Origin of the sequence: Halorubellus amylolyticus (assembly GCF_034808145.1) — an archaeon.
Classification (GTDB): domain Archaea; phylum Halobacteriota; class Halobacteria; order Halobacteriales; family Natrialbaceae; genus Halorubellus.
The window spans coordinates 534913-547391 of record NZ_JAXHGM010000002.1; the positions used below are offsets into that span (position 1 = coordinate 534913).

The following is a 12479-nucleotide window of genomic DNA, read 5'->3' on the forward strand; positions in this document are numbered from 1 at the left end:
GTGAGGTGGTTGTTGCGCCGACGGCTACGTCGCGGTGTGGAGGGCGGCGAAGAGGTCCGGGGGGAACCGCGGGGTGACGGTACTGGACCCGTCCTCGCCGGGGGTGCGGGCGAGCAGTCCGACGTTCGCGAGCTCGTAGAGGAATCGCGTGACGGTGCTCTCGGTGAGGTCGGTGCGGGCGGCGATGGCGGTCGCGGCCGCGGGAAGCGTCGGGGTGTCGTCGTCGAGCGCGACGAGCGCGGCGAGCACGCGCTGGTGGTTCGCCGGTTCCGCGAGCGCCCGAGCGACGGAGACCGAGTCGGTGGGGAACGCGGCGACGGCGGCCTCGACGTGATGCGACTGGACGCGGCCGGCGTCGACCGCGTCGGCGCGCGCCGCGGCGTCGTAGCAGAGCGCGAGCGCGTCGTGGGCGTTCCCGTCGGCGTACCGGGCGAGCGTCCGCGCGTTCTCGTGGTCGAGCGCGTTCGGGGCGAGTCCGCGCGACGCACGCTCCGTGACCACCTCGACGAGCGTGTGCGTCCGGTAGGGGTCGAAGCGGACGGTCGTCGCGGGCGGCGTTCCGGGCGCGAGCTGGCGGGCGTCCAGCGGTTCGCGCGTGACGTACCACGGGACGAACGCCGCTTCGTCCGCGAGGCTCGCGACGACGCCAGCGTCGAGCGTCCCGGGTTCGTCGACGTGGTCGACGGCGACGACGACCACGTCGTGCCGGTCGACGGCCTCGACGAGGCGGTCGTGGAGCGCGTCCGTGCTCACGCCACCCTCGGGGACCGCGTCGTCGGTGAGCGCGGCGAGCAGCCGTCGGTACGCCTGGAACTCGCTGTCGGCGTACCGGCCGTCGACGACGACGAACCGGACGTCGAGCGGCGTGCTCGCGCGGGTCGTCGTCCCGATCGCCTGGCCGCGCCGACCGAGGACGGTGTCCAGCGCGCCGAACAACGCCCGGACGATCGCGGTCTTCCCGCTCCCCGACGGCCCGCAGACCGCTGCAGCGTCCGGCGGGTCGTCGTCGAACACGGGGTCGAGCGCGTCGAGGAGTCGCTCTATCGTCGGGCCGCGTCCGACCGGCTCCTCGGGGTGCGTGATGGGCGCGAGTTCGAGCGGGTCGACGAGGACGCCACTCCCGGTGGTGTTCTGGCGGCGTCGACGCGCGATCCGGTCTCGGACGTTCATGCGAAGACTCCCTGGTTACGCCGCCTCGCCCTCGGTCGGTGCCCCGTCGACGAGCGCGGCTTCGAGGACCTGTAGCGGGTGCTGTATCTCGTAGCCGGTGCCGTGCTCCATCTGCATCGCGCACGTCGGGCACTCGGTCATGCCCGTCGTCGCGTCCGCGTCCTCCATGTGCTCGAACATCTCCTCGCCTATCTTCATGGAGGTTTCGTACTTCTCCTCCTTCCAGCCGTACGTCCCCGAGATGCCCGAGCAGGAGTCGCCGACGTCCTCCGCGTCGACGTCGTCGAGCTGGGAGAGGAGTTCGACGGTCTGCCCGTCCAGCCCCTGGTTGCGGGCGTGACAGGGCGCGTGGTACGCGAACGAGTCGACGCCGAGGTCGTCGGTCGTGGTCTCGGCGGCGGCGAGCTCGCCGTCGAGGTCCTCGTTGATGCGGAGGTACTCGACGGCGTCGTACGTGTTCGCGGCGACCTCGGCGGTCCCCGGAATGGAGAATAGCTCGGGGTACTCCTGGCGGAGCGCCATCGAGCAGCTCGTGCACGAGCAGACGACGTCGACGCCGTCCTCGACGAGCGCCGAGAAGCTCCCGACGTTCACCTTCGCGGCTCTGCGGGCGTCGTCTATCATCCCGTTCGCGAACATCGGCGTGCCCGAGCAGCGCTGTTCGGGGACGAGGACGGCGTACCCGAACGACTCGAAGACGTGCACGAGCGCCTTCGCGACCTCGGGCGTGTTGTGGTTCGCGTAGTCGCCGTGGAAGTACGCGACGCGCTTGTCGGCGTCGGGGTCCTCGCCGCGGGCACGACGCGCACGCTGCGCGTTCTCCGTGGACGTGGCCTCCCCGCCGCGTTTCGCGTACCACGACCGGAACGTCTCCGTCGCGAACTTCGGGAACTCGCGTTCGGCGGTGATGCCGAGGAGCTTCTCGTTGACCTGCTGGACGAGCGCGTTCCCCATGACGGCGTTCGTGAGTCGCGGGACCATCGACCCGAGGCGCGCCATCGTCCCGTAGTTCGCGAGCAAGCGGTTCCGCCAGTACGTGAGGCTCGTCTTGTCCATCTGCTCGTCGACGTACTGCGCGCGAGCGGTGTTGTGCATCTGACTGAGCGGCACGTCGCTCGGGCACGCGCTGTCACACCGCATGCAGTTACTGCACTTCGAGATGGAGTCGTCGATGTCCTGGTCCTCGCTGCGCTTCAGCCGCCACTGTTCTGGTCCCTGGAACTTCGGGCCGGGGAAGTCCTCGTCGACCTCGGCGACCGGACACGTGGTGTCGCACGTCGAGCACTTGTAGCAGTCGTCGGCGCCCGGCCGGAGGTCCGCGTCCTCGGCCTCCGGGAACACCTGGATGGGTTCGAACGCGTCGTCGCCCCCCACGGCGCTCGCACCGTCGTCGACCGCGGTCCCGCCGTCGGTCTTCGCGGTGTCACCGGCTGCGTCCGTCGACCCGCACCCACTGCACGCGTGCTGGTCGGCCTGTACGTCCTGGTCGTCGTGTGGCTGATGGTCGTCTGTCATCGGTCTACGGTCACGTCGGTGGGCGTCGGCTGGCTGGTCGATGCGGCGGCGGTCGCGCCCGCGGCGTACCCCGTGGCGAGGCTGACGCCGCTCGCGGACTTCTCCGCGGCGGCGTCGTACCCCCCGACGACGCCCCCGGCGGCCGTGAGGTTCACGTACAGCGGGTCGCCGTCGGCGTCGAGCACGCGCCCGTCGGCGTCGATGCGGACGCCGAAGCGCGCGAACGCGTGCGGGCCGAACGCGTCCTCGTCGGACCAGTCGTACCGGTCGTCGGGGTTGGCGACCGGGCAGTCGAACACTGGCTCGTAGACGGCGTCGCGTTCGCTGTCGATGCCGCCGCCGACGAGGCCGCCGGTCGCGAGCACGACCGCGCCGGGCTCGTACGGCGTCCTCGTGCCGTTCCGGTCGGCGTAGATCGTCGTAATCGCGTCGCCGGCAGCCGTCCCCCCGGCCGCGTCCGCCTCGACGTCGACGTCGAAGTCGACGACGGGGTTCCCGGTGGTGACGGCGACGCCCGCCTCGCGCAGCGCGTCCCGGAGCCGGTACCGGAGGCGGACGCCCGGGAGGCTCGGCGGCGCGGGCGGGAGTTCGAACACAGCGGCGTCGAGGCCCTCGGCGAGCGCGTCGCGGACCTGCCGCGGTCGGTCGCGGCCGAGCACCGCCGGGAGGCCGACGCGCTCGACGTCGCCGAACCCCTCGACGCTCCCTCCCGTAGCCCCGTCGACGCCGCCTCCTCCGGCCCCGTCGCCCTCGTCGGCGCCGCCGGCCTCGCCGAAGACGTCGTCGTCGGCGCGCTTCAGCGAGCGCTTCACGCGTTCGACGAGGCGACGGCGGACGCCGTCCTCGTCGGTGTCGAGCGCGTGCGCGAGCCTGGTCTGCTGGTCGGTGCCGTCCAGGCTACCGGGGAACTCGACGGTGACGCCGCCGACGGCGAAGGGGACGCCGACAGCGCGGAGGTGCGCCGCGAGGTGTGGCGCGTCGACGTCGGTGTCGCCGTCGAACCCGACGAGCAGGGTCGTTCGGTCGTCGCTCGCCAATCCCGGTGCGACGCTCGCCGGATACCGCGCGGTCGGCTTCACCGTCCCGCCGACGGTGGGGACGAGCGCGTTCCGGTCGGTGTGCCCGCCGCGGTAGAGGTCGCCGGTCGCGTCGTCGAACACGGAGAGCCCCGCGCGGAGCGCGTCCACGCCCACGACCCGATACGGGTGGTCGTCGGGGAGATTCTCGACGGCGTCGAACGGGTTCGGGACCGGCTCCCGGGCGCCGTCGTCCCCGTGCGGGTCCGGGTACCCGAGGACGTCGACGAGCCCGCTCGCCTGCTGGAGCGTGCTTTCCGAATCGGTGACCACGCGTACGCTCGCGCCCTCGCGGGAGGCGGCGAGCGCCGCGGTCATGCCCGCGAGGCCGCCGCCGACGACGAGGACGTCGTCGCGTATCGCCACGGGTCAGGCACCTCCGTCCCGTCCACCCGCGCCGCCGGTCGGTCGACCGCCGTCGGTCGCCGCGCCCGCGTCGAACGCCGCGAAGTCGACGTCCACCGGTTCGGGGCCGTCCGCCGCGGCGTCGTCGCCCGGGGCGTCGCCCGCGTTCCCGGTCGGGTGCCGGCCCGCGGGGTCGTGGTCGCGGTTCATCGTCGTCGCGTGCAGGAACGTGTTCAGCGCCGCCTGGGAGAGCTGTTCGCCCCAGAGCGCGTGGCGGTGGCCCTTCCAGCGTTCGTCGACGAGCTCGTCCCACGCGCCGCGCGTCGTCGCCTCCGGGTAGTCCGCGTGCAGGACGTTCGCCATCCGGTGCGAGCACATCCCGCCCTGGCAGTTCCCCATCGACGCCCGCGTCCGGATGCGGACCGCGTTCAGGTCGCTCCCCGACTGCGCGATGGCGTCGCTCACCTCCGCGCGCGTCACGGCCTCGCACTCGCAGACCACCGGGTTCGGGCCGTCGACGTCGAGGACGTCCTCGGCGCGGCTCCCGAGGCGCTGGCCGCTGCGGCGCGCGACCGGCGACCGCAGCCCGAAGTCGTCCATCGCCGCGTCCAGCCGCGCGGAGTGCTCGCTCCCCGGAAGCGCTTCTTCGGCGGTCGTGCAGCGCCCGCGGACGCCGAGCTGGTCGCAGACGTGGTCGCTTATCTCCTCGGCCATCATCCGGTACGTGGTGAACTTCCCGCCGACGATGCTCGACATCCCGCGCAGGTCGTCGCGCTCCTCGTGGTCGAGGAGGAAGTAGTCCCGCGTGATGTCCGTCGGGTCGTCGCTCCCGACGTCCGGCGGCTCGTACAGCGGCCGCACGCCCCAGAACGACCGGATGGTACGCGCCTCCGCGAGGATGGGCACGAGCTCGGTGAGCTGGTCGATGACGAGGTCGACCTCCCAGGCCTCCTCGGGGTAGTCCGCGGGGTCTTCGACCTCCTCGTCGGTCGTCCCGAGGATGGCGGTCGTCTCGTGGGGGACGACGATGTCCGCGTCGCCCTTCGGCCGGCAGCGGTTGACGACCGTGTCGACCTGCCGGACGTTCATCACCGTCATCACGCCCTTCGACGGTCGGACGGCGACGTCGACGCCCGCCATGTCACCGATCCGGCCCGCCCACGCGCCCGTCGCGTTCACGACGTACTCCGCCGTGATCTCCTCGCGTTCGCCCGGGGAACCGTGCACGCGAGACCCGGAGCCCGCGTGGTGCTCGACTTCGACGCCGACGACGTCGCGCTCCCCCGTCGTCCCGTCGCCCTCGACGAGGACGTCGACGACCTCGGTGTGCGTCTCGATGCGCGCGCCGTGGTTCTCCGCGCCGACCGCGTTCGCGACGACGAGCCTGAAGGGGTCGACGGCGCCGTCGGGCACCGAGATGGCCTTGTCGACGTCGTCGGCGAGGTACGGTTCGACCTCGCGTGCCTCGCGGCCCGTGAGGACCTCGGCGGGGATGCCGCACTCGCGACATCCCTCCAACTTCTCCCGGAAGTACGACTCGTCGTCCTCGGGACGTTTGACGAACAGCCCCCCTGTCTCCTCCACGCAGTGACTCGCGATGTCCCGCAGGACGCGGTTCTCCTCGATGCACTCGCTCGCACTCGCCTGGTCGGAGACGGCGTACCGGCCGCCGGAGTGGAGCAGCCCGTGCATGCGACCGGTCGTGCCGTGCGTGAGGTTGCCCTGTTCGACGAGGGTGACGTCGACGCCGCGGCGCGCCAGGTCGCGCGCGACGCCCGCCCCGGTCGACCCGCCGCCGAGCACGAGAACCTCGGTATCACGTGACATCCGTTCGTCTCCAACCTCGACCCGTTACCACTTGACTTTATCGACGACAGCGCACCTTCAGTAACTACCGGCGAATACTGCCGCACATCGAATCCTGCTGCCTGAGAAACGACACAAGATGGTGGCACAGAAGAGAGCTTCTAGTAGCTCAAAAGGTCTTCTATAGGGCTCTGGGCGAGTGTATGGCTGTCGAACCGTAGCATTACCCGTTGGGTAACGTTTATCACGATAGTCCCAGTTGTTTACTCCTAACACGGCACCACCAGTAACAGCGCGCTGGTCGGGAGGTCCGACCAGCACGCGAGGCATGGGGCAGGGCCGTGGCTCACAGGGTCACAACGATGACAGACAACACCTACGTAGGCGCGATCGACCAGGGGACGACCGGCACGCGATTCATGGTCTTCGACCACGCCGGCCAGGTCGTCGCCAACGCGTACGAGAAGCACGAACAGATCTACCCCGAACCCGGCTGGGTCGAGCACGACCCGATGGAGATCTGGGAGAACACCCAGGCCGTCGTCCTCGACGGACTCGCGGACGCCGGTCTCGAAGCGAACCAGCTCGAAGCGCTCGGCATCACGAACCAGCGCGAGACGACGGTCGTCTGGGACAAGGACTCCGGCCGCCCCGTCCACAACGCCCTCGTGTGGCAGGACCGGCGGACGACCGACCGCGTCGAGGAGATCCAGGAAGCAGGCAAGGTCGAGGAGATCCGTGAGAAGACCGGCCTGGAGTGCGACGCGTACTTCTCCGCGACCAAGACCGAGTGGATCCTCGACAACGCCGAGCCGCTCAAGATGGAGAGCTCCCGCGCCCGCAACCTCCGCGACCGGGCCGTCGACGGCGAGCTCCTGATGGGCACAATCGACGCGTGGCTCATCTACAACCTCACGGGCAACCACATCACGGACGTCAGCAACGCCTCCCGGACGATGCTGTACAACATCCGGGACATGGAGTGGGACTACGAACTCCTCGACGAGTTCGGCGTCCCCGAGGAGATGGTGCCCGAGGTCCGTCCGTCCTCCGACGAGGACTACTACGGACACACCGACGCGGACGGGTTCCTCGGCGAAGAGATCCCCGTCGCCGGCGCGCTCGGCGACCAGCAGGCCGCGCTGTTCGGCCAGACCTGCTTCGACAAGGGCGACGCGAAGAACACGTACGGCACCGGCGCGTTCTACCTGATGAACACCGGCGAGGAGGCCGTCGCGTCCGACAACGGCCTGCTCACGACCGTCGGCTTCCAGCTGTCCGGCGAACCCGTCCAGTACGCGCTCGAAGGGTCGATCTTCGTCGCCGGCGCGGCGATCGAGTTCCTGGAAGACATCGACCTCATCAACAACGCCGCCCAGACCGCGGAACTGGCGCGGTCGGTCGACTCGACAGACGGCGTCTACATGGTCCCGGCGTTCACCGGGCTCGGCGCCCCGCACTGGGACGGTCGCGCTCGCGGGACCATCGTCGGGATGACCCGCGGCACGCGCAAGGAGCACCTCGTCCGGGCGACGCTCGAGAGCATCGCGTACCAGACGCGCGACCTCGCGGAGGCGATGGAGGCGGACTCCGGCGTCGAGATGACGAGCCTCCGCGTCGACGGCGGCGCCGTCAAGAACGACTTCCTCTGCCAGCTCCAGTCCGACATCATCCAGACGGACATCGTCCGGCCGGAGGTCGACGAGACGACCGCGCTCGGGTCCGCGTACGCCGCCGGCCTCGCCGTCGGCTACTGGGACACCGTCGACGAACTCCGCGAGAACTGGCAGGTCGACAGCGAGTTCTCCTCGCAGATGGATTCCGAGGACGCGGACGAGATGTACGGCCGCTGGGACGACGCCGTCGAACGGTCGCTCGGCTGGGCCGTCGACGAAGGAGGTGACTGATCGATGCAGGAGATACTCCTCCAGCTCCCGGTCATCGACGCGACCATCACGGAACTCGTCGTGCTCGTCATCGCGGCGCTCGCCGGCGGTGCGTTCGGTGCCGCCATCGGCGCGCTCCCGGCGTTCATCTTCACGGGGTTCGTCGTGTTCCTCGGCGAAGGGCTCGCCATCCTCCGGAGCAACGTCGGCGGAGCCGTCGGCGACGTCGGAACCGGCGAGCTCGCGACCGGCATCACGGGCGTCATCGGGTTCGGGATGGTCACCGGCCCGCACGTCGCGTTCGCCGGCGGTGTCGCCGCCTCGGCGTACGCCGGCAAGAAGTACCCCGAGATGGAGCCCGACGACTGGGACTACCACTTCGGGAAGAACATCCTGTACGCGTTCGGCACGAAGCCAGACATCCTCGCCGTCGGCGCCATCTTCGGCGTGTTCGGGATGCTCTTCAACCGGGTCTTCGCCGGGCTCTTCGCGTTCAGCGGCTTCGGTCTCACCGACTCCATCGCGGTGACGGTCGTCGCCTCGGCGTTCCTCGCCCGCGTCGTCTTCGGGTACCCGATCATCGGGAAGGCCCAGGGCAACGGCTTCTTCGACATGACGCCGTTCGAGCGCGAGGAACCCCACATGGCCGCCGACGGCGGCACCGAGGAACACGCCGGCCGGCTCGCGACCGAGCCGTGGCTCCCCCAACAGTACAAGTGGAGCGGCGTCGCCGCCATCGGCCTCGTCGGCGGCGTCCTCGGCGGCTACCTCTGGCTCCGCACCGGGAGCATCTTCCTCGGGTACGCCATCTCCGCCATGAGCCTGCTGTTCCTGCAACTCGGCGTCGAGAACATCCCGGTCACGCACCACATCACGCTCCTGGGCTCGGTCGGTGCGGCGGTCGCCGCCGCGAGCGTCGGGAGCGACCCGGTCGTGCTCATCGCCGCCGGCGCCCTCGGCGCCGTCAGCGGACTCGTCGGCGAGGCGACCCAGCGCGTGTTCTACTCGCACTCCGGGACGCACGTCGACCCGCCCGCGATGGCCATCGCCGTCGTGATGCTCGCCGTTGGCATCCTCGCCATCACCGGCGTCATCCCGACCGCGGGGTACCTATGAAGCTCGGATAGCCACCCTGGCCCGGCGGACGCGCGCGGTCGTTCGCGCGGGCCGACCGACGCTCTCGGGCGGCGTGCCCATAGCACGCCACCACCACCACCACAGCGTCTCCCGACGCACTCGCGCGAGTGCGTCGGACCACGCCGCCCGGGCGTTCCGCGCGACGCCACTCCACCTGGCGTCGCACCCCACCGCGTCCGCGTCGCGGTTCGTCGCGACGCACCGTCCTGCTCGCAGCCACACCGACGCGGCAGCACGGATGCCCACCACGACGACCTGCGGCCCTTCTCTCTTCGTCTCTCGGAGCCGACGAGACGGTCGTCCGGCCTCGTCTCGTGTTGAAAGAGTTACCTGCCACGGGGCCCGACTCGCGTCCATGACCGACCTCCCGCCGCTCGCGCTCGACATCGACGGCACGCTCACGCGTCCGAGCGGTCACGGCATCGACCCGCGCGTCTTCGACCCCCTCGGCGAGTGGCCCGCGCCCGTCGTCCTCGCCACCGGGAAGGCGTTCCCGTACCCGATCGCGCTCTGTGACTTCCTCGACGTCGAGCACCTCGTCGTCGCGGAGAACGGCGGGGTCGCCGTCGCGGGCGACGACGTGCACGTCCACGGCGCCGGCGACCGCATCGACGACGTCGCCGCCGCCATCCGCGACGCCGGCCACGACCTCGGCTGGGGCGAGGCGGACCTCGTGAACCGCTGGCGCGAGACCGAACTCGCCGTCCGGCGGTCGGTTCCCGCGGACCCGCTGCGCGCGCTCGCCGCCGAGTTCGACCTCGCGTTCGTCGACACCGGGTACGCGTACCACCTGAAGCCCCGCGACGTCTCCAAGGGCCGCGCGCTCGAACGCGTCGCCGCCGCCGTCGACCGCGACCCCGCGTCGTTCGTCGCCGTCGGCGACAGCGAGAACGACGTCTCCACGTTCGACGTCGTCGACGAGAGCTACGCGGTCGCGAACGCCGACGACGCCGCCCGCGCCGCCGCCACGACCGTCCTCGACGCCGCGCACGCCGACGGTACCCTCGCCGCGCTCGACGCCGTCCGCGATAGCCGCGCCTGACTCGACCGCCGCAGCGCTCGTCGGTCATCCGACCGTATGACCCACGGCGTCGCTCGTCGGTCGATTCAGGCGACCGCGACGCCGTTGCGCGCGAGGAAGTCGCTGACGTCCTTGATGACGACCGGGGAGCCGACGATGCGGCAGTACTCCTCGTCGACGGTCGCGACCGTCACCATGAACCGGTCGTCGACGTCCACGTCCAACCCGGCGAGCACGTCGCGCTGGAGGACGATCTGGGTGCTATCGCGGAGTTGCGCCGGGTCGGGCATCTGTCGGGTCAACGGTGATGGCCACCAAGTATTAACGTGGCGAAACAGTTCGACTGTCCGCGCGTCCCAGGCCGCGACCAGCGCGCGCCAGGGGATATCGACGCCGATACCGCGGGGTGGCCCGCGAGTCCGCCACGTCCCGTCGCGTCCCCCTCACGAGCAAAACCCAGGTAGTTCGAACCGAGAAACGGGGAGCTGAGGGGCTACGGTGGCATCTGATAGCCATCTGGGCCGGAACGTGTCTGTGGTCGTGGACGTGCAGTCCGTGAGTAAGTGTGTGGTTGCGCTAAAGTAAGAACTAAATACGTTAGGTAAAAGTATGAGCTATGCCGTCTGACAACGCGTTACATGTGACTGATGACCAGGGAACGAGCCGACGCCGCTGGCTGCAGGCGATGGGCATCGCCGGCGCCGCGGGCCTCGCCGGGTGTGCGACCGGCCCCGACGGGACAGAGACGGGCGCGCAGACGACGACCGAAGGGGACCAAGGGTTCAGCACGGGCACGCAGGAACCCACGACGCAGGTCGGGGAACTCCCCGAGGTCGGCGGGACCTACACGGACGTCATCTCCTCGACGATAACGACCCTCAACTCGATGTACAACTCCGAGGACACCGCCGGGGGTCTCATCGCGAACGCGATCGACCCGTCCTACGGGTTCAAGCCCGGGCAGGTCCAGTTCCCGGAGCTGTTCGAGCTGACGAGCGACGACGACCGCGTCTGGACCGCGAAGCTCCGCGAGAACCTCCAGTGGTCCGACCCCTACGGGCAGGTGACCGCCGAGGACTACGTGTACATGATCAAGAGCCTCCACCAGACCGAGTGGTCGGGGACCACCGCCAGCTCGGACTGGTATCGAGGGGGCGAACCGATCACCGTGGAGAAGACCGGGAAGTACACGTTCGACATCAAGCTCCAGAACGCGGACCCGCTGTTCCCGAAGAAACCCATCACGTGGGGGATGAACGTCGTCCCGAAGGACCTCATCAAGCCCTACGTCGACGAGCAGGACGTCCAGGGGCTCAAGGAGAATCAGGAGCTCCTCGACCTCTCCTACACCGGGAACCTCGGGGCGTACAACCTCGAGAACTGGGAGCGCCAGAGCAAGCTGACGTTCACGCGGAACGAGGAGTACTACGCTCGCGAGGCCGACGACCTCCCGAAGCTCTTCGAGAAGGCGCCGTACTTCGAGCGCCTCGAGACCCAGATCATCAAGGAACCCTCGGCGCGCGTCGGCTCGCTCAAGACCGGCGACGCGGACTCGGTCGGCCTCGAACCGAGTCAGGCCGTCAACCTCGAAGGGAACGAGAACATCAACCTGAACGTCGCCCCGCAGCCGTACAACCGCCCGATATTCTACAACATGCGTGCGAACGGCTGGAAGCCGTTCCGCAAGCAGGGCGTCCGGCAGGCGCTCGGGTGTGCGCTCGACAAGGAGAAGTACGTCAAGGGCGTCCAGCGCGGGTACGCGAACCCCGAGTTCACGTGGCAGCCCCAGTGGTCGCCGTGGTACAACGACGACGCCGTCGACAAGTACGGCGTCGGCGACCTGTACGGGCCCGAGGCGACCCGCTCTCGGATGGAGGACGCGCTGTCGGGAACGGCGTACTCCTACGACGGCGACATCCTCGTCGACGGGAACGGCGACCAGGTCGAACTGAAGCTGATGTACCAGAGCGGGCAGGCCATCGAGAAGTCCACCGCGCAGTTCATCCAGCAGGAGTTCAAGAAGAACGCCGGCATCAAGGTGAACATCAAGTCCATCGGCGGCCTGAAGTTCGTCACCGACTACTTCCGGCAGCAGGAGCCCGAGAACCCCGACGAGCTCGAGTGGAGTGCGGGCTCGAACAACTACGGGCCGCGGGACAAGGTCACGAGCAAGGCCTCCTGGGACATGGGCCTCATCTACGGCCTGAACACGTACCCGATGACGCCGACGAGCAGTGACGTGTTCTTCCTGAAGGACGGCGCGTTCAACGCGACGGGCTACTACCCGAGCTACGACCTGGAGAGCCTCTTCGAGAACGCTCGCACGGCCTCGTCCGACGAGAAGCGCAAGGAGATCCTCGGCGAGCTGTTCGGGAAGCTCTCGAAGGACCAACCGATGGGGATGCTCTCGCTCGGGACGGAGATCACGGGCTACAGCCCCGACCTCGTCGGACCGGAGGAGGAGTTCTTCAACGGCTGGAACTTCCAGGCGTGGCGGAAGGAGTCCGGAGACAACTAACGAGG

9 protein-coding genes are annotated in these 12479 nt (G+C 69.5%); 4 read left to right on the forward strand and 5 right to left on the reverse strand.

Features of this window, described 5'->3' with window-relative positions:
* Positions 1-24: 24 nt before the first annotated feature.
* From SM754_RS08445 to glpA, 4 genes are read right to left on the reverse strand one after another with little or no spacing between them, the layout of a single operon-like run.
* Positions 25-1170 carry an AAA family ATPase gene (locus SM754_RS08445; protein WP_323675781.1) on the reverse strand — a complete coding sequence of 382 codons (1146 nt, stop codon included), beginning with the start codon at positions 1168-1170 and terminating at the stop codon, positions 25-27.
* Positions 1171-1185: 15 nt separating this feature from the next.
* Positions 1186-2685: an anaerobic glycerol-3-phosphate dehydrogenase subunit C gene (locus SM754_RS08450; RefSeq protein ID WP_323675782.1), complete on the reverse strand. Its 1500-nt coding sequence runs from the start codon at positions 2683-2685 to the stop codon at positions 1186-1188.
* Positions 2682-4127, reverse strand: coding sequence for a glycerol-3-phosphate dehydrogenase subunit GlpB (glpB, locus tag SM754_RS08455; RefSeq protein ID WP_323675783.1), 1446 nt, complete (start codon positions 4125-4127; stop codon positions 2682-2684). The genes SM754_RS08450 and glpB overlap by 4 nt, the downstream gene beginning before the upstream one ends.
* A gap of 3 nt (positions 4128-4130) precedes the next feature.
* Positions 4131-5933 (reverse strand): anaerobic glycerol-3-phosphate dehydrogenase subunit GlpA, encoded by a 1803-nt coding sequence (glpA, locus tag SM754_RS08460; protein WP_323675784.1) that lies wholly within the window; start codon positions 5931-5933, stop codon positions 4131-4133.
* A gap of 341 nt (positions 5934-6274) precedes the next feature.
* Here glpA and glpK point away from each other — a divergent pair, with 341 nt between their 5' ends.
* The 3 genes from glpK (at position 6275) to SM754_RS08475 (ending at position 9977) form a co-directional block, all read left to right on the forward strand.
* A complete protein-coding gene (glpK, locus tag SM754_RS08465) occupies positions 6275-7819 on the forward strand; it encodes a glycerol kinase GlpK (protein WP_323675785.1) in 1545 nt (514 codons plus the stop codon).
* Between the two features lie 3 nt (positions 7820-7822).
* Complete coding sequence (locus SM754_RS08470) at positions 7823-8914, forward strand: DUF7973 family transport facilitator (RefSeq protein ID WP_323675786.1); 1092 nt, start codon at positions 7823-7825, stop codon at positions 8912-8914.
* A gap of 376 nt (positions 8915-9290) precedes the next feature.
* Positions 9291-9977: an HAD hydrolase family protein gene (locus tag SM754_RS08475; protein ID WP_323675787.1), complete on the forward strand. Its 687-nt coding sequence runs from the start codon at positions 9291-9293 to the stop codon at positions 9975-9977.
* A 65-nt stretch (positions 9978-10042) separates the two neighbouring features.
* Here SM754_RS08475 and SM754_RS08480 read toward each other — a convergent pair whose 3' ends face one another.
* Complete coding sequence (locus tag SM754_RS08480) at positions 10043-10246, reverse strand: VNG_1110C family protein (protein WP_323675788.1); 204 nt, start codon at positions 10244-10246, stop codon at positions 10043-10045.
* A 350-nt stretch (positions 10247-10596) separates the two neighbouring features.
* Here SM754_RS08480 and SM754_RS08485 point away from each other — a divergent pair, with 350 nt between their 5' ends.
* Positions 10597-12474 (forward strand): ABC transporter substrate-binding protein, encoded by a 1878-nt coding sequence (locus SM754_RS08485; RefSeq protein WP_323675789.1) that lies wholly within the window; start codon positions 10597-10599, stop codon positions 12472-12474.
* The last annotated feature ends 5 nt before the right edge of the window (positions 12475-12479 follow it).